At 61.8% G+C, this 21053-nt stretch carries 17 protein-coding genes; 12 read left to right on the top strand and 5 right to left on the bottom strand.

Going from position 1 to position 21053, the window contains the following annotated elements:
• The first annotated feature begins 98 nt into the window (after nt 1-98).
• From L9B60_RS17800 to L9B60_RS17825, 6 genes are read left to right on the top strand one after another with little or no spacing between them, the layout of a single operon-like run.
• The gene (locus L9B60_RS17800; protein WP_249672064.1) at nt 99-605 is read left to right on the top strand and encodes an MFS transporter; all 507 of its coding nucleotides are present in this window, start codon (nt 99-101) and stop codon (nt 603-605) included.
• 8 nt (nt 606-613) lie between these two features.
• A complete protein-coding gene (locus L9B60_RS17805) occupies nt 614-1387 on the top strand; it encodes a class II glutamine amidotransferase (protein WP_249672065.1) in 774 nt (257 codons plus the stop codon).
• Nucleotides 1388-1401: 14 nt separating this feature from the next.
• Complete coding sequence (locus L9B60_RS17810) at nt 1402-1929, top strand: DUF2937 family protein (RefSeq protein WP_249672066.1); 528 nt, start codon at nt 1402-1404, stop codon at nt 1927-1929.
• A 17-nt stretch (nt 1930-1946) separates the two neighbouring features.
• Nucleotides 1947-2696, top strand: a complete 750-nt coding sequence (locus L9B60_RS17815) for a 5-oxoprolinase subunit PxpA (protein WP_249672067.1) — start codon at nt 1947-1949, stop codon at nt 2694-2696.
• Nucleotides 2693-3397 (top strand): 5-oxoprolinase subunit PxpB, encoded by a 705-nt coding sequence (gene pxpB, locus L9B60_RS17820; RefSeq protein WP_249672068.1) that lies wholly within the window; start codon nt 2693-2695, stop codon nt 3395-3397. The genes L9B60_RS17815 and pxpB overlap by 4 nt, the downstream gene beginning before the upstream one ends.
• Nucleotides 3394-4314 carry a 5-oxoprolinase subunit C family protein gene (locus tag L9B60_RS17825; protein WP_249672069.1) on the top strand — a complete coding sequence of 307 codons (921 nt, stop codon included), beginning with the start codon at nt 3394-3396 and terminating at the stop codon, nt 4312-4314. The genes pxpB and L9B60_RS17825 overlap by 4 nt, the downstream gene beginning before the upstream one ends.
• Before the next feature lie 51 nt (nt 4315-4365).
• Here the strand turns inward: L9B60_RS17825 and L9B60_RS17830 are convergent, their stop codons facing one another.
• The 3 genes from L9B60_RS17830 to L9B60_RS17840 all read right to left on the bottom strand — a co-directional run bounded on the left by L9B60_RS17830 (nt 4366) and on the right by L9B60_RS17840 (nt 7676).
• Nucleotides 4366-5544 (bottom strand): vWA domain-containing protein, encoded by a 1179-nt coding sequence (locus L9B60_RS17830; RefSeq protein ID WP_249672070.1) that lies wholly within the window; start codon nt 5542-5544, stop codon nt 4366-4368.
• Nucleotides 5545-5562: 18 nt separating this feature from the next.
• On the bottom strand, nt 5563-6408 hold the full coding sequence (locus L9B60_RS17835; RefSeq protein ID WP_249672071.1) for an AAA family ATPase: 846 nt from the start codon (nt 6406-6408) through the stop codon (nt 5563-5565).
• 197 nt (nt 6409-6605) lie between these two features.
• Nucleotides 6606-7676, bottom strand: coding sequence for a DUF748 domain-containing protein (locus tag L9B60_RS17840; RefSeq protein WP_249672072.1), 1071 nt, complete (start codon nt 7674-7676; stop codon nt 6606-6608).
• 127 nt (nt 7677-7803) lie between these two features.
• On the opposite strand from L9B60_RS17840, the gene cysK reads away from it, so the two are divergent.
• Nucleotides 7804-8778 carry a cysteine synthase A gene (gene cysK / locus L9B60_RS17845; protein WP_249672073.1) on the top strand — a complete coding sequence of 325 codons (975 nt, stop codon included), beginning with the start codon at nt 7804-7806 and terminating at the stop codon, nt 8776-8778.
• A 114-nt stretch (nt 8779-8892) separates the two neighbouring features.
• Nucleotides 8893-9831 (top strand): aspartyl/asparaginyl beta-hydroxylase domain-containing protein, encoded by a 939-nt coding sequence (locus L9B60_RS17850; protein WP_249672074.1) that lies wholly within the window; start codon nt 8893-8895, stop codon nt 9829-9831.
• Nucleotides 9832-9895: 64 nt separating this feature from the next.
• Here L9B60_RS17850 and L9B60_RS17855 read toward each other — a convergent pair whose 3' ends face one another.
• Complete coding sequence (locus tag L9B60_RS17855) at nt 9896-10297, bottom strand: heme-binding protein (protein ID WP_249672075.1); 402 nt, start codon at nt 10295-10297, stop codon at nt 9896-9898.
• Between the two features lie 253 nt (nt 10298-10550).
• Here L9B60_RS17855 and L9B60_RS17860 point away from each other — a divergent pair, with 253 nt between their 5' ends.
• The 4 genes from L9B60_RS17860 to L9B60_RS17875 are packed head-to-tail and all read left to right on the top strand — an operon-like array spanning nt 10551 to nt 19427.
• A complete protein-coding gene (locus tag L9B60_RS17860; RefSeq protein ID WP_249672076.1) occupies nt 10551-11750 on the top strand; it encodes an efflux RND transporter periplasmic adaptor subunit in 1200 nt (399 codons plus the stop codon).
• Entirely contained in the window at nt 11747-14944 is a 3198-nt protein-coding gene (locus L9B60_RS17865; protein WP_249672077.1) for an efflux RND transporter permease subunit, read from the top strand. Before L9B60_RS17860 ends, L9B60_RS17865 begins: the two co-directional genes overlap by 4 nt.
• Nucleotides 14941-18045 carry an efflux RND transporter permease subunit gene (locus L9B60_RS17870; RefSeq protein ID WP_249672078.1) on the top strand — a complete coding sequence of 1035 codons (3105 nt, stop codon included), beginning with the start codon at nt 14941-14943 and terminating at the stop codon, nt 18043-18045. Before L9B60_RS17865 ends, L9B60_RS17870 begins: the two co-directional genes overlap by 4 nt.
• Nucleotides 18042-19427: an efflux transporter outer membrane subunit gene (locus L9B60_RS17875; RefSeq protein ID WP_249672079.1), complete on the top strand. Its 1386-nt coding sequence runs from the start codon at nt 18042-18044 to the stop codon at nt 19425-19427. Before L9B60_RS17870 ends, L9B60_RS17875 begins: the two co-directional genes overlap by 4 nt.
• A 618-nt stretch (nt 19428-20045) precedes the next feature.
• Here L9B60_RS17875 and L9B60_RS17880 read toward each other — a convergent pair.
• Complete coding sequence (locus L9B60_RS17880; protein WP_249672080.1) at nt 20046-20468, bottom strand: DUF4225 domain-containing protein; 423 nt, start codon at nt 20466-20468, stop codon at nt 20046-20048.
• Nucleotides 20469-21053: the final 585 nt, after the last annotated feature.

Here is a 21053-nt window from a genome sequence, read left to right on the forward strand (position 1 = left end):
GAGTGCCCCATTGGCAGGGCTTGCCTGACGTTGGGGGCGCCTGCGCGGCGAAAAGTCGTTATCATAAGCGCCTATTCGCCTGCCTTGCCACGGACACCATGACCGAGAACGACTATTTCCTCGCCTGGGGTATTTACGCCATCGCCGCCATCGGCTGCCTGCTGGTGTGGATGCGCATGACCCGCTGGATGTGGCGCTGGCTGCGTCAGCCGCTGCGTTTGTTGATGGCGGTGCTGCTGTTTACCCCGACCATCGTCGACCCGGTGAAAGAAAAATTCGCCCCGGCGGTGGCCATCACCGCCCTGGACGTTTTGTTCAAGAACCTTAGCAATGGCTGGCGCGCCATGTCGGACCTGGCCATGTACGGCATGATCGCCCTGGGCCTGTACGTGCTCTACGCGCTGATCCGCTGGCCGTTCGAGCGTAGCGCCAATGCCCGCCGCGATGAACGCCTGGCCCAGGAAGCTGCTGCCGCCAAGGCCGCTGCCGATGCGCCGCGCACCCCGGACGAGCCGTTCTCGGCCAGTGGCAACGACCGTTACGGGCGCAACCCGCCGACGCCACCCAGCCCAGGCAGCCGCCTGCGCGTAGAGCCACGCCTGTAGGGTGACGCATGTGTGAATTGATGGGCATGAGCGCCAATGTGCCGACCGACATTGTGTTCAGCTTTACCGGGCTGATGCAGCGCGGCGGCAAGACCGGCCCGCATCGTGACGGCTGGGGCATCGCCTTCTACGAAGGCCGCGGCCTGCGCTTGTTCCAGGACCCGGCCGCCAGCAGCGAGTCAGAAGTGGCGCAACTGGTGCAGCGCTACCCGATCAAGAGCGAAGTGGTGATCGGGCATATTCGCCAGGCCAACGTGGGCAAGGTCTGCCTGTCCAACACCCACCCCTTCGTACGCGAGCTGTGGGGCCGCAACTGGTGTTTTGCCCATAACGGCCAACTGGCCGACTTCAACCCGCGCGCCACGTTCTACCGCCCGGTGGGTGACACCGACAGCGAAGCGGCGTTCTGCGACCTGCTCAACCGTGTGCGCGAAGCCTTCCCGGAGCCCGTGGAGATCGAGCAGTTGTTGCCGATCCTGGTTCAGGCCAGTGCCGAGTTTCGCAGCAAGGGCGTGTTCAACTGCCTGCTCAGCGACGGCGACTGGCTGTTCTGTTTTTGTTCCAGCAAGTTGGCGCACATCACCCGGCGCGCGCCCTTTGGCCCGGCGCGGTTGAAGGACGTCGACGTGATTGTCGATTTCCAGGCCGAAACCACTCCCAACGACGTGGTCACGGTGATCGCCACCGAGCCGCTCACCGAAAACGAAACCTGGAACTGCTACACGCCTGGCCAGTGGGGCCTGTGGCGCCGTGGCGAGTGCATCCAGCACGGCCAGGCCTGACAAGGAAAACATCAATGCTGCGAAGCTACCTGCGCCTGGTGCTGTTTGCCTTCGGTCTGCTGTTTGGCGTGCAAGTGCCGGGGCTGATCAACGACTACAGCCAGCGGGTGGAAGCGCACATGATCGAGTCGCGCCAGAGCCTCAAAGGCTTTGACGACACCGCCAGGCAATTCTTCAATGGCGACCTGAACGCGCTGGTGGCCCATTACCGCGCCAGTGACGACCCGGTGTTCCAGAGCGACGCGCAAAGCATCGGCACCTTGCTGGGCCGTAGCCAATTGCTCGACCATGAGTGGCAGGTGATGCAGGGCACGTGGTACCAACGCGCCTGGCACGTGTTCGCCGAAGCCGACCCGGCGCTGCGCCAGGAAACGCTCAACGCCTACACTTGGCAGGTGTTGTTGGCTCCCGAAGCCATTATCTGGGGTGTGCTGGGTGCGCTGGTGCTGGCGTTTGTCCTGGAAAGCCTGCTGATGTTGCCGGTGTGGACGTTGTACGGTCGCCGCCGGCACAAAGGCGAGGTTCCCGAAACCTGGCGTTGAACCCACAGGAGTTGCCCGTGAAACCTTTGTTATTGAACTGTGACATCGGCGAAAGCTTTGGCAGCTGGACCATGGGCCTGGATGCCGAGGTGATGCCCTTCATCGACTGCGCCAACATCGCGTGCGGCTTCCATGCCGGCGACCCGGGCACCATGCGCAAAACCGTGGGCCTGGCCCTGCAACACGACGTGATGATCGGCGCGCACCCGGCCTACCAGGACCTGGTGGGTTTCGGCCGGCGCTCCATGGCCTGTTCCGAGCAAGAAATCGAAGACCTGCTGCATTACCAGGTCGGCGCCCTGGACGGCGTGTGCCGCGCCCAAGGCAGCCGCGTACGCTACGTCAAACCCCACGGCGCGTTGTACAACGACATGATGGCCACGCCGGCCAAGTTGCGCGCGGTGGTGCGGGCCGTGGCCGCCTATGACCGCGCACTGCCCTTGATGCTGATGGCAACCCGCGACAACAGTCAGGCCCAGGCCATCGGCGACGAGTTTGGCCTGACGTTGTGGTTCGAAGCTTTTGCCGACCGCGCCTACGATGCGGCCGGGCACCTTGTGTCGCGCAACGTGCCGGGCGCGGTGCACCACGACCCTGAAAAAATCATCGATCAGGCCTTGCGCCTATCGCGCGGCGACAGCCTGGTGGCCAGCGATGGCAGCGACCTCAAGCTGGTCGCCCAGACCCTGTGCGTGCACGGCGACAACGTCAGTTCCATTGCCGCCGTGCAGCGCATTCGCGAGGCGCTCGGCCAGCCAAGCCGATGAACCTGCGCATCGAGGTGGTGGCCCTCGACAGCCTGATGGTGCGGCTGTTCGACAACATCGACGAGGCCAACATGCCGTGGCTGCTGGCGGCCGGCACGCGCCTGCGGGCCGCGTTTGGTGCGCAGTTGATCGAGCTGGTGCCGTCCTACACCACCTTGATGGTGCAGTTTGATCTGTTTCAGTTAACGCCAAAGGCTGCGCGTGAGCGTATCGCCCAGGCCTTGCACGATCTTCAGCCAGACACTGGCGCTTGCGGCCACCTGCATGAAATACCGGTGTGGTACCACCCAAGCGTCGGCCCGGAATTGGCTTTGCTGGGCAAGCGCTTTGCCGATGATATCGAGCAGGTGATCCGCTTGCACACGGCCCGTGATTATCAGGTATTTGCCCTGGGCTTTGCGCCGGGCTTTGCCTTCATGGGCCTGGTGGATGAGCAGATCGCCGCGCCGCGCCTCAATACCCCGCGCAAACGCGTCGCGGCGGGCAGCGTGGGTATCGCTGAGCGCCAGACGGCGGCGTACCCGGCGGTTTCGCCAGGCGGCTGGAACCTGATCGGGCGTACCCCGAGCCGCTTGTTCGACCGCGATCGCGATGGCTACAGCTTGATGCAGCCGGGGGATCGGGTGCGCTTTGTCGCCGTCGATCGTGACACCTTTGTCGGCCTGGGCGGTGATACCGCGCCGATGGAGGGCGTGGCATGAGCCTGCTCGTCGAAGCCAGCACGCCGCTGTGCCTGTTGCAGGACGCCGGGCGCTTTGGCGTGCGCCACTTGGGCGTGACCCAAGGGGGCGCGTTGGACAGCGTGTCCATGGCCTGGGCCAATTGGTTGCTGGGCAACCCATGGGGGGCGGCAGTGGTCGAAATCACCCTGGGCGGCTTGACGCTGGTGGCCCAGCAAGATTGCCACTTGGCGCTGGCAGGCGCGGATTTGGATGCGCGAATCGATGAAGCGCCGCTCAAGCCTTGGCGCAACTTCGTCCTGCGCCGCGGCCAACGCCTGAGCTTTCGCCAACCGCTGTCGGGCGCACGGGCCTACCTGGCGGCGCCCCACGGCTTTGCCGCGCCCAGGGTCTTGGGCAGTTGCGCAACCGTGGTGCGCGAAGGTTTCGGCGGGGTCGATGGGCAGGGTAGGGCGCTGGTCAAGGGCGACACCCTAGCGTATCAGGGGGATGTCATCGAGGCGCGCGGCATGCCGCCCCATGCCATCGCGGATTTCACCGCCCCTGCGGTACTGGACCTGGTGGTGGGTGCACAGATCGGGTTGTTCTCGGGGCTCAGCCTGTTCGCCGCCTTCAACCAAGCCTTCACCCTGGACAGCCGTGGCGATCGCATGGGCCAGCGCTTGCAAGGGCCGGCTCTGGAATACCAAGGCCCGCCGATGATTTCCGAAGGCATCCCGCTGGGCGCCGTGCAGGTGCCACCGGACGGCCAGCCGATCGTGTTGCTCAATGACCGGCAGACCATCGGCGGGTATCCCCGGTTGGGCGCATTGACGCCGTTGGCGCAGGGGCGCTTGGCGCAGTGTTTGCCGGGGAGCGCGGTGCGGTTGAAAGCGGTGGTGCAGGAAAGGGCGGTGGTGGAGTATCTGGAAGTGATGCGCTGGTTTGTTCGCCGATGAAACCGCTCCTGCAAGAGCGGTTTCATCCGTGAAAAAGCTAGTCCGATCTACCTACTTGGACAAGAACCGCATTCCTTCCTCCAGCCCCCGCAACGTCAACGGGTACATCTGGTCCTCGAGCAACTCGCGGACGATATTGGTCGACGCGGTATACCCCCAGGTGTCCTTGGGGTAAGGATTTATCCAGATCAGCTTCTTGTACTTCTGCATGAACCGCTGCATCCAAACATACCCGGCTTCCTCGTTCCAGTGCTCGACGCTGCCACCCGGCTGGGTGATTTCATAAGGCGCCATGGCGGCATCGCCGACGAAGATCACTTTGTAGTCCGGGCCATACTTGTGCAGCAAATCCTGGGTCGAGGTGCGTTCCGAGGTGCGGCGCATGTTGTTTTTCCACACCGACTCATACACGAAGTTGTGGAAGTAGAAATACTCCAGGTGCTTGAATTCGGTCTTGCAGGCCGAGAACAGCTCTTCGCAAATCTTCACGTGGGCGTCCATCGAACCGCCGATGTCGAACAGCAGCAACAGCTTCACGCTGTTGCGACGTTCGGGGCGCATCTGGATGTTCAAGAGGCCCGCGTCCCGTGCGGTGTGGTCGATGGTGCCGTCGATGTCCAGCTCTTCGGCAGCGCCCTGGCGGGCGAACTTGCGCAAGCGGCGCAGGGCCACCTTGATGTTGCGCGTGCCCAGTTCCACCTGGTCATCGAGGTTTTTGTACTCGCGCTGGTCCCACACCTTCACGGCCTTGCCCTGGCGCTTGCCGGCGTCGCCCACGCGCACGCCTTCGGGGTTGAAGCCCCCGGAGCCGAACGGGCTGGTGCCCCCGGTGCCGATCCACTTGTTGCCGCCGGCGTGGCGCTCCTTTTGTTCTTCCAGGCGTTTCTTGAACTCTTCGATCAGCTTGTCCAGGCCGCCCAGGCTTTGGATTTGCGCGCGTTCTTCGTCACTCAGCGAGCGCTCGAATTCCTTGCGCAACCACTCTTCGGGGATCAGCGCCTGCAGGTGGTCGTCGAGTTTTTCCAGGCCATTGAAGTAGGCGCCGAACGCGCGGTCGAACTTGTCGAAATGGCGTTCGTCCTTCACCAGGATCGCCCGGGACAAGTAATAAAACTCGTCCATGTCGGCAAAGGTCACGCGCTTTTGCAAGGCGTTGATCAGGTCCAGTAGCTCGCGCACCGACACTGGCACCTTGGCCGCGCGCATTTCATTGAACAGGTTGAGCAGCATGGCAATTGCCCCAGATGATCAACGGTTGCCGCGACGGCTCATGAACGCCAGGCGTTCGAGCAATTGCACGTCCTGCTCGTTCTTGACCAAAGCGCCTGCCAGGGGCGGGATGGCCTTGGTGGGATCGCGCTCGCGCAACACCGCTTCACCGATGTTGTCGGCCATCAACAGTTTCAGCCAGTCGACCAGTTCGGAGGTGGACGGTTTTTTCTTCAGGCCCGGCACCTTGCGTACATCGAAGAACACGTCCAACGCTTCGCTGACCAGCTCTTTCTTGATATTGGGGTAGTGCACGTCAACGATCTTTTGCAGGGTGGTGCGGTCGGGGAAGGCGATGTAGTGGAAGAAGCAGCGGCGCAAAAAGGCGTCCGGCAGTTCTTTTTCATTGTTGGAGGTGATGATGATGATCGGGCGCTGCTTGGCCTTGATCGTCTCGTCAGTCTCGTAAACGTAGAACTCCATCTTGTCGAGTTCTTGCAGCAGGTCGTTGGGGAATTCGATGTCGGCCTTGTCGATCTCGTCGATCAGCAGAATCACCCGCTCCTCGGACTCAAACGCTTCCCACAGCTTGCCCTTTTTCAGGTAGTTGCGTACGTCATGCACCTTGTCCACGCCCAGTTGCGAGTCGCGCAGGCGGCTGACCGCGTCATACTCGTACAGGCCCTGGTGGGCCTTGGTGGTGGACTTGATGTGCCAGGTGATCAGGCGCGCACCGAAGGATTCGGCCAGTTGTTCGGCCAGCATGGTCTTGCCGGTGCCGGGCTCGCCCTTGACCAGCAATGGCCGTTCCAGGGTGATGGCCGCATTGACCGCCAGTTTCAGGTCGTCTGTGGCGACGTACGCCTGGGTGCCTTCAAACTTCATTGCTGTTCACCTGTGTTCTGTAGCGTTTGTTATTACGCGACTATAACGTGCCGATTGGTCAAATGTGAACGCAGCGGCATTATTCAGTCGCTGAATGTGCAGATCGTCAACATCTGTAGGTGCGGATTTATCCGCGAAGAAGGCCGCTTGCGTGTGTCAGGCAACCTGCGGCGCGATTTTCGCGGATCAATCCGCTCCTACTGGGGCGGGGCTTGTTCGTAGCGGGCATTGAAGGCTTGGACAAAGCCATTGCGCAGGATCTGCCAGAACGCCTGCAACCCGCTGATGTTTTGCTGATGTACGTTGCCGTTCAATTCCACGCGGGTGGCGAACTGGTTCTTGTGTTGGTTTTTCAGCACGGTTTCGGTGCCGCCTACCACCGCTTCCCAGATTGAACGCAAGATGCTCTTGTCCTTGTTTTCAACGTCTTGTTGCCAATTGAACACCTCGACATCGTGCAGCAGCGGCTTGATGTAGCCGGTCAGCTTGGCATTGTTGGCATCGGCCTCGATCACGATGTCGCCGCTGCCGGCGTTGAAGTCGAACTTGCCATAGGCGCTGGAAAAGTCGTTGAGCTTGCGCAATTCGATGCCCGTGCTGCGCAAGCGGAATTGGAAGTCTTCGAAGTTGCTGAAGGGGTCGAAGGTCGCCGTCACGTCCAACGGCGCCTGGCCGAAGAGTTGGGCGTGGCCTTCGAAGCGGGCATCGCGTTTGCCGGCCTTGTTTTCGACGTTGGTCAGGTTGTACAGGCTGGCATTGACCTGGTTCGCCGAGAGGTTGACCGGCGGTTTTGAGCTGAAGTTGCGGAAACTGATCTTGCCGTCCACCACCCGTGCTTCGTTGAGGGTAAAGGGCAGGATCTTGTTCAGTTGCGCCCGCCAGTCCGTACCGGCACCGGTCTGCGAAGCCTGCTTGTTGACCCCGCCATCGACGAAGTTAAGCTCCGGTCGAAGGAGTTCCATTTCGCCCACCACCGCGTGGTCGTACCAAAGGGCGTGCCAGCTCACGGCGATATCGATCACGGGTGCCTTGAGCAGCGGCACCGGCACCTTGCCGTCGACCTTGTTGATTTCCAGGCCATTGATTTTGTAGGCGCCGCGCCATAGCGCTAGGTCAACGTCGGCGATATGGCCGCTATAATCGCCCATGTCGGCCAACTTGCCGTTCAGGTAATCGCGCACCAGATACGGCAGGGCGATGTGCACTGCCACCAGCAGCACGATGATCGCGACCACTACGCCGAGGGGCCAGCTGTAACGTCGTTTCATGATTGGATGTCCATAGCCTTATAAAGTGATGGACTGCTGGCGGCGGCATCCGTTCGCCATGACTGGACTCGCTTGCTGCCCAGGCTTACCCTTGAAGTTTGACGCTGATGCCTAAGGATCTTCTGCCATGAGCCGTATTTTTGCCGACAACGCCCACTCCATCGGTAACACACCGTTGGTGCAGATCAATCGCATTGCGCCGCGTGGCGTGACCGTGCTGGCCAAGATCGAAGGCCGCAACCCGGGGTATTCGGTAAAATGCCGGATTGGCGCGAACATGATCTGGGACGCCGAAAGCAGCGGTAAGCTCAAGCCGGGCATGACCATTATCGAACCCACCTCGGGCAACACCGGCATTGGCCTGGCCTTCGTGGCCGCCGCCCGTGGCTATAAGTTGATGCTGACCATGCCGGCTTCGATGAGCATCGAGCGGCGCAAGGTGCTCAAGGCCCTGGGCGCTGAACTGGTGCTCACCGAGCCTGCCAAGGGCATGAAGGGCGCGATCGAGAAAGCTGCCCAGATACTGGCCAGCGACCCGGCCACCTATTTCATGCCGCAGCAGTTCGAGAACCCGGCCAACCCTGCGATCCACGAGAAAACCACCGGCCCGGAAATCTGGAACGACACCGACGGCGCAGTCGACGTGCTGGTGGCCGGCGTGGGCACGGGCGGCACCCTCACGGGTATCTCGCGCTATATCAAGCAGGTGCAAAAGAAGTCCATCATTTCGGTGGCGGTCGAGCCCATCGGCTCGCCCATCATCACCCAGGCCCTGGCCGGGGAAGAGATCAAGCCCAGCCCACACAAGATCCAAGGCATTGGCGCGGGCTTCATCCCGAAAAATCTCGACCTGTCGCTGGTGGACCGGGTTGAGTTGGTAAGTGATGAAGAAGCCAAGGCCATGGCCCTGCGCTTGATGCAGGAAGAGGGCATCTTGTGCGGTATTTCCTGCGGCGCGGCGATGGCCGCCGCCGTTCGTCTGGCCGAGAAGCCTGAGATGCAGGGCAAGACCATCGTGGTGATTTTGCCGGACTCGGGTGAGCGGTATCTGTCGAGCATGCTGTTCAGTGATTTGTTTACCGAGGCTGAAACCCAGCAGTAACGCCATGCCTTGAGGGCCACTGTTGACTTGCCTCAATGAAAGTCGCCCTCAAGCAGGTGCTAGCAGCCCCTCCAGGGTTTATCATGGCGCACTGCCTATACCAGGAGTTGTTGCATGACCCTTTCATTCGCCCTCAAGGCGGCCGTGCTGCTGTTGTTCATCGGCAGCACTTTGTATGTGCACCTGCGTGGCAGGGCGCGCCTGCCGGTGTTGCGCCAGTTCGTCAACCACTCCGCCCTGTTCGCGCCGTACAACGCGTTGATGTACCTGTTTTCGGCGGTGCCGTCCAAACCCTACCTGGACCGCAGCAAGTTCCCGGAACTGGACCTGTTGAAAAACAACTGGGAAACCATCCGCGAAGAAGCCATGCATCTGTTCGATGAGGGCTACATTCGTGCCGCGGAAAAGAACAACGACGCCGGCTTTGGTTCGTTCTTCAAAAAGGGTTGGAAGCGTTTTTACCTCAAGTGGTACGACAAATCCCTGCCGTCGGCCAACCTGCTGTGCCCCAAGACCGTGGAGCTGGTGAACAGCATCCCCAACGTCAAGGGCGCGATGTTCGCGCTGCTGCCCGGCGGCAGCCATCTGAACCCGCACCGCGACCCGTTTGCCGGCTCCTTGCGCTACCACTTGGGCCTGTCGACGCCCAACTCCGACGCCTGCCGCATTTTTGTCGACGGGCAGGAGTACGCTTGGCGCGATGGGCAGGACGTGATGTTCGACGAGACCTACGTGCACTGGGTCAAGAACGAGACCGACTTCACCCGCGTGATCCTGTTTTGCGACATCGAGCGGCCGTTGAGCAACCCCTTCATGCGGCGCATCAACCGCAGTGTCAGTGCCTTTCTGGGCCGCGCCACCGCACCGCAGAATACCGATGATGAACGCGTGGGTGGCATCAACCAGGCCTACGCCTGGAGCAAGACTTTCAGCGACAAGTTCGCCGGCAAGGTCAAGAAGTTCAAGCGCGCCTACCCCAAGGGCTACCGCATTGCCCGGCCAGTACTGGCGGTGATCGTGCTGACGGCCTTGGGTTATTGGTTGTTTGGCTGAAGCCGATTGAATCTGTGGGAGCATGGCTTGCCATCGTTGGCAAGCCATGCTCCCACAGGTTGTATTACGCCAGCGCTGCAGCCCCTGCCCGGGCAATCTGGGCATCGAACTCCGACTTGACCCCTGACACCCCCACCGCGCCAATCACCTGGCCTTCGAACACGATCGGCACCGCGCCTTCCAGGCAGGTCATCAGCTTGACCGAGACGAACGCCGTGTGGCCGTTGTTCACCAACTCCTGATAGTACTTGGACTCGCGGCCGCTCATGGCCGAGGTGCGGGCTTTTTCCGGGGCCAGGTAGGCGGTGCTCGACGCGGCGCCATCCAGGCGCTCCAGGCCCAGCAGGTGGCCGCCGTCATCTACCACGGCAATGCTCACGGCCCAATGGTTGGCCAGCGCTTCGGCGCGGGCGGCGGCCAGGATGCGAGTGGTTTCGGCGTGGCCCAGTACGGCTTTGCGTTGCATGTTCAGTCCTTTTTGTATGAAGAGGCGGGGCAAAGTGTCGCACAAACGTATGGGGCGATGCTGCCGTCGTGGGAGCAGAGCTTGCTCGCGAAGGCGTCATAGAGGGCCCCATCGCGAGCACGCTCTGCTCCCACAATTGAAGCGCGCCACAGACAGAAGTAACCGAAGGTCTACCAAGTCTGCATAATTGTGTGACTTAAGTTGTCTACTCTGTCCCTGACTCGAGCCACGCTCCCATTTCCCAGAAGTGCACATGACCCAGACGCCCGCCCGCCGCTCCCGCAAACGCCTTTTTTTGATTGTGATTGGCCTGTTGGTACTCGCACTCATCCTTTATTACTTCCTGCATGGGCGCAGCAGTGGTGGGGCGGCGCCCAAGGGCGGCCCTGGGATGATGCCGGCTGCCGTGACGGTGGCGGTGGGGCAGGCGGGCAGCGCCGATGTGCCGGTGCTGTTGCAAGCCTTGGGCACGGTGATCGCCAACAACACCGTGACGGTTACCAGCCGCGTCGACGGCGAATTGCAGACGGTGTACTTCACCGAGGGGCAGTACGTGGAGAAGGGCCAGGTGCTGGCGCAAATCGACCCGCGTGCCTACCAGGCCACCTTGGCCCAGTACCAGGGGGCATTGGCCGAGAACCAGGCGCTACTCACCAGCGCACAGCTCACCCTGCAACGCTACCAGCGCCTCTACGCCAAAGACTCCCTGGCCAAGCAGGACCTGGACACCCAGGCCGCCACCGTCGGCCAATACGCCGGCGCGGTGAAGTCCGACCAGGCGCAGATCGACGCGGCCAAATTGAACATCCAGTACGCGCGCATCACCTCGCCGATCAACGGCTACGTGGGCCTGCGCCTGGTAGACCCGGGCAATATCGTGCAGTCCAGCAGCACCACCGGCATCGTTACCGTGACCCAGACCAACCCCATTGCCGTGACCTTCAGCATCCCCCAGGCGCAACTGCGCAGCGTTTTGCCCAAGGTGCGCCAGGGCCAGCAGTTGCCGGTGCAGGCGCTGGACCAACTGGACGCCACTGATCTGGCCAGCGGCACCCTGAAGTTCATCAGCAACGAAATTGATACCAGTACCGGCAGCATCAAGCTCAAGGCGCTGTTCGCCAACCCGGATGAAAAGCTCTACCCCAACCAGTTCGTCAACGTGAAGCTGCAAACCGACACACTGAAAGGCGCGGTGGTCGTGCCATCGGCGGCGGTGCAACTGAGCAGTGACGGCAACTTCGTCTACCGGCTCAAGGCCGACAACAGCGTGGAGCGTGTGGCGGTCACCACGGGCCCCGTGTTCGGCGAGCAAACCGTTCTGACCCAGGGCGTGGCCAAGGGTGATCGGGTGGTGACGCGCGGCATCGATCACCTGCGCGACGGCTTGAAAGTGTCGGTGGAGGGCGACGCCCAGAAGGCGCCCCAGGCGAGCGGCGGTAGCCAGCAGCCATGAATCCATCGCGGTTATTTATCCAGCGTCCAGTGGCCACGGTATTGCTGATGCTGGCCCTGCTGTTTGCCGGCAGTTTTGCCTATCGCCTGCTGTCCACCTCAGCCTTGCCCCAAGTGGACTACCCGACCATCCAGGTCACCACCCTGTACCCCGGCGCCAGCGCCAATGTGCTGGCCAGTGCCGTGACCGCGCCGCTGGAGCGCCAACTGGGGCAGATGCCGGGTTTGTCGCAGATGTACTCGACAAGCTCCAGTGGCGCGTCGGTGATTACCCTGAAGTTTTCCCTGGACCTGTCCCTGGACGTGGCCGAGCAAGAAGTGCAGGCAGCGATCAATGCCGCCGACAGCCTGCTGCCCAGTGACCTGCCCAACCCGCCCACCTACAAGAAGGTCAACCCGGCCGACACCGCCGTGCTCACCCTGGTGGCCACCTCCGACAGCCTGCCGCTGACCCGCGTGCAGGATTTGATCAACACCCGCGTCGCGCTCAAGCTCTCGCAGATTTCCGGCGTGGGCCTGGTCAGCCTGGCGGGCGGCCAGCAACCGGCGGTGCGCATCGAGGTCAACCCCACGGCCCTGGCCGCCCATGGCCTGACCCTTGAAGACGTGTACGACAAGGTCAACGCCGGCAACGTCAACGGCTCCAAGGGTGGCTTCGATGGCCCGGACCACTCCATCACCATTGACGCCAACGACCAGTTACGCGATGCCAGTGAATACGGCGACCTGGTGCTGGCCTACGAAAACGGCGCGGCGCTGCGCCTCAAGGACATCGCCACCACCGCCGAAGCCCCCGAGAACCAATACCTGGCCGCCACGGCCAACGGCCAACCGGCGATCGTCATCAACATACAGCGCCAGCCCGGCGCCAACGTGATCGAAGTGGTCGATAGCGTCGAAAAGCAGTTGCCCGGCCTGCAGGCCGCGTTGCCCGATTCGGTCAAGCTCAGCGTGCTCACCGACCGCACCGAAACCATCCGCGCCTCGATCCATGACGTGCAGGTGGAGTTGCTGATTTCCATCGGCCTGGTAGTGATCGTCACCTTCCTGTTCTTGCGTAACATGACCGCCACGCTGATCCCCAGCGTCGCCGTGCCGCTGTCGCTGGTGGGCACCTTTGGCGTGATGTACCTGGCCGGGTTCAGCCTGAACAACCTGACGCTGATGGCCATGACCATCGCCACCGGCTTCGTCATCGACGACGCCATCGTGGTGGTGGAAAACATCTCGCGGCACCTGGAGGAGGGCGATGCGCCGATGGAAGCGGCGCTCAAGGGTTCTCAGGAAATTGGCTTCACCATCATCTCCCTGACCTTCTCGCTGATCGCCGTACTGATCCCGCTGCTGTTCATGGGCGACGTGGTCGGCAGGCTGTTCCGTGAGTTCGCCATCACCCTGGCGGTGGCGATCCTGGTGTCAATGGTGATCTCCCTGACCCTGACGCCCATGCTCTGTGCCTACCTGTTGCGCCACGTGAAAGAGTCCGAGCAACGCGGGTTCGCCGCCTGGGGTGGCCGCCAGTTCGATCGCCTGTTGGGCGGCTATGAACGCTTGCTGGACTGGGTACTGGACCATCAGCGGCTGACCCTGCTGGTGGCCGCCGCTACCCTGGTGGTAACCGCATTGCTTTACCTGATCGTGCCCAAGGGCTTTTTCCCGACCCAGGACACCGGGCTGATCCAGGGTTTTACCCGGGCCTCGCAGGACGTGTCCTTTGCGCAAATGTCCATCCGCCAGCAGGCGATGGTCAAGGAAGTGCTCAAGGACCCGGCCGTGCAGGCGGTGTCGTCGACCCTTGGGGTGGACGGCACCAACGGCTCGCTGAACAACGGCCGATTGCAGATTGCCCTCAAGCCATTTTCCGAGCGCAGCGACAGCGCCGAGGACGTTATCCAGCGCCTGCAAAAGGCCAGCGGCGTGGTCGCCGGCCTGCAACTGAACATGGTCGCTGCCCAAGACTTGACCGTCGACGACCAACTGACGCCCAGCCAGTACCAGATGACCCTGGACGACATCGACAGCTCCAACCTGGCCACATTGATGCCCAAGTTGATGGCCAAGCTGCAAACTCGGCCGCAGCTGCGCGATGTGATCGACAACCTCCAGGACCAAGGCCTGGTCGCCTACGTGGAGCTGGACCGCGCCGCCGCCGCACGCTACGGCATCACCGCCTCCGATGTTGACACGGCGTTGTACAACGCCTTCGGCCAGCGGCTGATCTCGACCATTTTCACCCAGTCCAACCAGTACCGCGTGGTGCTGCAGGTGCCGGGGCGCTTCCAGCAGAACATGGCGGCGTTCGATGACGTGTACCTGACGCCGGCCTCCACCAGCACCAGTGCCTCCACCAGCACCGCTTCCAGCACCAGCACTACCACCACCGAGAACACCAACTCCACCAGCACCAGCACCAAATCCAGCACCACCACCACGGCCACCGCCTTGGTGCGCCTGACCGACATCGCCCACATCAGCCAGCGTACCGGTTCGGTGATGCTGTCGCGGTTGGGGCAGTTCCCGGCGGTGACGGTGTCGTTCAACCTGGTGCAGGGCTACTCGCTTGAGCAGGCGCAACAAGCGATCGGCGAAGTCATGGACGAGCTGAAAGTGCCCGACAGCGTCACCCTGCGCTACCAAGGCGCCGCCCAGGCGTTCCAGGCCGCCACCGGCAATACTGTGTGGCTGATCCTGGCCGCGCTGCTGACCATGTACATCGTGCTGGGCGTGCTGTACGAGAGCTTCATCCACCCGGTGACGATCCTCTCGACCCTGCCCTCGGCGGCCATCGGCGCTTTGCTGGCGCTGTTGGCGGCCGGCACCGAGTTCAACCTGATCGCGTTGATCGGGGTGATCCTGTTGATCGGCATCGTCAAGAAAAACGCAATCATGATGATCGACTTCGCCCTGGAAGGCCGCCAGCACCAACGCCTCAGTGCCCATGATGCGATTCGCCGGGCCTGCCTGTTGCGCTTCCGGCCTATTCTGATGACCACCCTGGCGGCACTGTTCGGCGCCTTGCCATTGATGCTCGCCAGTGGCGCCGGCGCCGAATTGCGCCGGCCGCTGGGCCTGGTGATCGTCGGCGGGTTGATCTTCAGCCAGTTGTTGACGTTGTTCACCACGCCGGTGATCTACCTGCTTTTTGACAAGTATTCCGATCGCCTGCTGCGACGCGTGCGCAGGGCGGCTGAATGAATCTGTCGCGGCTGTTTATCGCGCGCCCAGTCGCCACCTGGCTGATCAGCCTGGCGATTCTGGCGCTGGGCTTCCTGGGGTTTTCGTTGCTGGCGGTGGCGCCGCTGCCACAAGTGGATTTCCCCACCATCATGGTCAGCGCCAGTTTGCCAGGGGCCAGCCCCGAGACCATGGCCGCCACGGTGGCCACGCCCTTGGAGCGTAGCCTGGGGCAGATCGCCGGCATCACCGAGATGACCTCTAGCAGTTCGGCAGGCTCCACCAACCTGGTTCTGCAGTTTGGCCTAGACCGCGACATCAACGGCGCCGCGCGCGACGTGCAGGCGGCCATCAATGCTTCGCGCAGCCTGCTGCCCAGCTCCATGCCGTCGCTGCCCACCTACCGCAAGGCCAACCCGTCGGACGCGCCCATCGTGATGCTCGCGCTGACCTCGGCCACCCGCAGCCCGGGCGAGCTGTACGACTTGGCATCCAGCAAGCTGCAGCAGAAAATCGCCCAAGTGGACGGCGTGGGCGAAGTGTCGGTGCGCGGCGGTTCGCTGCCGGGCGTGCGCGTCGACCTGCAACCGCAACAGCTCAGCCACGCCGGCATCTCGCTGGACACGGTGCGCGAAGCCATTGCCAACGCCACCAAGGTGCAGCCCAAAGGCACCTTGCAAGGCAACGGGCAAACCTGGACGGTGGAAGGCAACGACCAGTTGGAAAAGACCAGCGATTACCAGGACCTGATCGTGGGCTACAACGACGGCGCCGCCGTGCACCTCAAGGACGTGGCGCGGGTGTATGACTCGGTGGAAGACGTGTACGTGGGTGGCTACCTCAACGGCCAGCCCTCGGTGACCCTGGGCGTGACCCGCCAGGCTGGCGCCAACATGCTGCAGACCATCGATGCGATCAAGGCCTTGCAGCCGCAACTGCAAGCCATGGTGCCGGGGGATGTGCAACTGGTCAGCGTGATCGACCGCTCCGGGACCATTCGCTCCTCGCTGCATGACACCGAGGAAACCCTGATCATCGCCACCTTGCTGGTGATCGCGGTGGTGTTCGTGTTCTTGCGCAACCTGCGCGCCACGCTGATCCCGGCGGTGGCTTTGCCGGTGTCGCTGATCGGCACCTGCGCGCTGATGTATGTGCTGGGCTACAGCCTGGACAACCTGTCGCTGATGGCCTTGATCATCGCCACCGGTTTTGTGGTGGACGACGCCATCGTGGTACTGGAGAACATCGCTCGCTACCAGGAGCAGGGCATGCGGCCGTTGCGCGCCGCCCTGGTGGGCGCCAAGGAAGTCGGCTTCACGGTGCTGTCCATGACCCTGTCGCTGATCGCGGTGTTCATCCCCATCCTGCTGATGGGCGATATCGTCGGGCGGTTGTTTCGCGAGTTCGCCGTGACCCTGAGCATCGCCTTGGGTTTGTCGATGCTGGTGTCCCTGAGCCTGACCCCGGTGCTGTGCGTGGCCCTGTTGCGCCAACCGCCCAAGGGCCGGCCAGTACCGCGCTTGTACCAGTGGATCGAACGCGGCTTGAATGCCTTGCAAGCCGGCTATCTGGCAGGCTTGGGCTGGGTGATGCGCCATCGCTTGCTGACGCTGGCCAGCCTGTTGCTGACCGTGGCGCTGAACGTGTTCCTGTTTACCACGGTGCAGAAGGGCTTCTTCCCAAGCCAGGACACCGGCCTGTTGATGGGCGCGGTGCGCGCCGATCAGAACACCTCGTTCCAGGCCTTGAAACCGCAGTTGCTGGCCATCGCCAAGACGTTGTCGCAAGACAAGGACGTGGCGGCGGTGATGGCGTCCACCGGCAGCGGCGGCTTTGGCTCGCGCAACACCGGGATGTTTTTCATCCGGCTGAAGGACTACACCGAGCGCACCGACAACGCCCAGGTCATTGCCAACCGCCTGAGCCGGGCCACCAGCCACAGCGCGGGCATGCAGGTGTTCCTGATGCCGGCCGAAGACTTGCGGGTGGGCGGGCGCAGTGCCAACGCGACTTACCAGTACAGCTTGCAGGCTGATGACCTGGAGGTGTTGCGTACGTGGTCACCCAAGGTCGAGGCGGGGCTCAAGGCGTTGCCGCAACTCACGGGCGTAGACTCCGACGATCAGGTCGGCGGCCAGGAAGTACTGCTGGACATCGACCGTGCCGCTGCCAGCCGCTTGGGTGTGAGCACTGAAGACCTGGACACCTTGCTCAACAACGCCTTCAGCCAACGGCAAATCGCCACGTTATACAAGACGCTGAACCAGTACCACGTGGTGATGGGCGTGGACCCGGCCTATGCCGGCGATCCGGCGATGCTGTCGCGGCTGTACCTGGTGAACAGCAGTGGCGACCAGGTGCCGATCAGCGCCTTCACCCGCACCACCGGTGGCAACGCGCCGTTGTCGGTGGCGCACCAGGGCCAGTCGGCCACCAGCACCATTGCCTTCAACCTCAATGATGGGGTGGCACTGGAGCAGGCCAAGGTCGCGATCGACGGTGCCATTGATGCCCTCGGTTTGCCCAGTGGCGTGCACGGCAGCTTCCAGGGCACCGCCAAGGCGTATGAGGCCCTGGCGGCGAGCATGCCCTGGCTGATCGCCGCGGCGTTAGTGGCGGTGTATATCGTGCTGGGCGTGCTGTACGAAAGCTACATCCACCCGCTGACCATTCTGTCGACCTTACCCTCGGCCGGGGTCGGCGCGTTGCTGTTGCTGTACGTCACCCACATGCAACTGACGGTGATCGCCTTGATCGGCATCCTGCTGCTGATCGGCATCGTCAAGAAGAACGCCATCATGCTGATCGACTTCGCCCTGATCGCCGAGCGCGAGCATGGCCTGGCGCCGGTGGAGGCAATTGTCGAAGCCTGCCGCATGCGCTTCAGGCCGATCATGATGACCACCCTGGCGGCGTTTTTCGGTGCCTTGCCCCTGGCCCTGGGCAGTGGCGGCGATGCCGACCTGCGCCGGCCGCTGGGCATCGCCATCGTCGGCGGCCTGGCCCTGAGCCAGGCGCTCACTCTGTTCACCACCCCGGTGGTTTATCTTTATCTCGACCGTTTGAGCCGCGCCACCCGCGCGCAGTGGCACAAGCGTTTTACCGCCAAAGGTGCCGTATGAGTTCGCGTTTTCTAAGCCTGTTGCCGTTGTGCCTGGCGGTGTCCCTGGTGAGCGGTTGCATGGTGGGCCCTGACTACCAGAAGCCCAGCGCACCGATGTCGGCGCAGTTCAAGGAGGCCGCTGGCTGGAAAGCTGCCGCCCCCCGGGATGACCAACCCAAAGGCCCTTGGTGGGAGCTGTACCAGGATGCGCCGTTGAATGCACTGGTGGCCCAGGTGCAAATCTCCAACCAGAACGTCGCGTTTTACCAGGCGCAGTATCTGCAAGCACTGGCGTTGGTGCGCCAGTCCCGCGCAGACCTGTTGCCGGTGGTCAGCGGCAGCCTGGACAGCACCCGCAGCAAAGCCGCCACCAGCGGCTCCAGCAGCAACTCGATCAGCAACAGCAACACCGCCACCCTCAGCGCAAGCTGGGAACTGGACCTGTGGGGCAAGCTGCGCCGGACCGTGGAGCAAGACCGCGCCAGCGCCCAGGCAAGCCAGGCGCAGCTGGCGTCGGCCACCTTGAGCGCGCAGTCGTCCCTGGCCCAGGATTACTTCCAGTTGCGGGTGCTGGACCAGCGCATCGAACTGTACCGGCAAACCGTGCAAGCCTACGAAGGCTACCTGCGGGTGATCCAGAACAAGTACGACGAGAAAATCTCTTCGCGTGCCGACCTGGCCCAAGCCAAGGCACTGCTGGAAAGTGCCCGCGCGTCAGCCCTGGACCTGCAATGGCAGCGCGCCCAATACGAGCACGCCATCGCCTTGCTGATCGGCAAGCCACCGGCCGACTTCGCCTTGGCCGCCGATAAAAACTGGGGCGTGAAAATCCCCAACATTCCCACCGGCTTGCCCAGCCAACTGCTGGAACGGCGCCCCGACATCGCCGTGGCCGAACGCGACATGGCCGCCGCCAATGCCGCGGTGGGCGTGGCAACGGCTGCTTATTACCCCGACCTGACTATCAGTGCCAGCGGTGGCTGGTCCGACTTGTTCTCGGTGCCGGCGCGCTTCTGGTCGGTGGGGCCGTCGCTGGCCGGCACGATCTTCGACTTCGGCGCCACCAAGGCCGGCGTCGACCAGGCCCGTGCCGCTTATGACGCCACCGTCGCGACCTACCGCCAGAGTGTGCTGACGGGGTTGGGCGAGGTGGAGGATTACCTGGTGGAGTTGCGCACCCTGGAGCCCGAGATCCAGGCGCAGGGCAGGGCGGCGACGGCGGCAAAGGATTCGGCTGAAGTCACGTTGAATCAGTACCAGGAAGGGGTGATCGATTACCTGGATGTGGCCACCACCCAGGCCACCAGTTTGAGCCAGCAGCAGAGTTTGTTGAGTTTGACGGGTACGCAGTTGGTGACGAGCGTGCAGTTGATTGCGGCGTTGGGTGGGGGCTGGGAATAGGGGCAGGGGGATTCAAGTGAGGCTGAGACCGGCCGCCCGCGCGGCCTATCGCAAGCGAGCTTGCTCCCACATTTGTTGCACCGTGTCGCAGTCTGATGGAGAGGCGGTGCCTGTTTTGGATGTACCGCAGGTACATTTGCAGGGCTTCTAATCGGGACAGACCTACCTAAGCCACTATTAAGTCTCCAGCCAGTCCGCTTCGGCCAGTAACCACCTCAGGTTTCTTTCTCTTTCCTGCGGCGGACCCAGGGCCTCAGCATGTCTTCGGTCGGTGATGCTCAATGCTAGTTATAGCGAGAGGGAAACAGCTTTCGCAAGATGATCTGTTTTCTTGAGTTCTTGCTGGGTATGCATAAAATCTGCAGGAAGGCAGCCGCAAATCCGATCCATCTGGCCGTAATGTTGTCATGTAGGAAATGGGTTTCGTTTTCGAAGAACATGATGTTTCCATTTTTGGCAACGCCCCACTGCACTTGCCCCCATAAGATCGTGATTGCCAGGCATCCCCAAAGCTTGGCCAGGTTAAGGCGGTTTCCAGAAAAATGCTCCGAGACTACGCGGCAAATAAAAAGCCCCATTATCGATACGAGAAAGTAGCCTAGTATGACTATATTGTGTTCACTCATTCGTCTTCTCGAATGCTGAGCGCATTGATCGAAGTGTTATGCCAGTCGCGATGCTGTCGATTGTCAGGGTGCCTATTTTGGCTTGTTTATAAGACTGGATGTAGTCAGTTCTTATATATCTGAAAAGTCGCCGTGCGTCAGGCTTCAATACTAGTCTAGTGACACCATACATCGACATTCCTATGTCGATGGCCCCATAAGCCAGATTACCTTCGAGTTGTCCACGGTTCATCAGACCTGCCGCGCCATGGTAAGCGTGTCTGACAGGCCCTTGCGCATCTGATTTTCCTGTCCAAAGATTACGGCCATTTTCATACACGTTATTGGCACCGTGGGCCATAATTGGCACGCCCATAAGAGCACACAATGTGCCGAGTGATGCGTAACATATACCAGCACCTGTCGCGAATTGCATCGCTCCTGCGACGACACCTATGCCTTTTTGTGCGATCTCTGCAGATTGGTTAAGTAAGGCAAGTTGTTCTTTTTTATGTCTTGAATCGCTTGTGAATGACTTATTTTTCCAGACTCTGCATCGTTGACGATACTTCTCGCGTAGTACCTTGCGCCTTGCCTGTAATACGCATGTAGCCGTGGCTTGCCATGACCTTTCCGTTTGATGGGGTGGGTATGAAACGTACTTGGCGAAATCAAATCGCGATATCAGTGGTTTCCTGTAGGCTCGTAAGAAACTTCTCGCAATGACTCGTCTTTGGCGCGAGGGGCGTAGGTCGGCGGCTGTAACAATTTTTCATTTGCGAGTTAGATACAACAGGGCATAACTTCCTTCCGTCGCTGCACCTCGGCGACTGGGTTTCGCAGCCCGTCGGTATAGCGCTTCATGCGCCAAGTCGCACAGTATTTGCTGGCGTTTTCCCACGCCTGCATCATTGTGCAATGGCGGTTGTGCGTGGGGTATATTCGGGTGCGCCTGGTCCTGTATCACCGGTCTGCGAACCCGCGCATCGCTAACACCCTATTTTCGTTTCGCAGCCAGGGG

It is taken from the genome of Pseudomonas abieticivorans (assembly GCF_023509015.1).
In the GTDB taxonomy this organism is placed as follows: domain Bacteria; phylum Pseudomonadota; class Gammaproteobacteria; order Pseudomonadales; family Pseudomonadaceae; genus Aquipseudomonas; species Aquipseudomonas abieticivorans.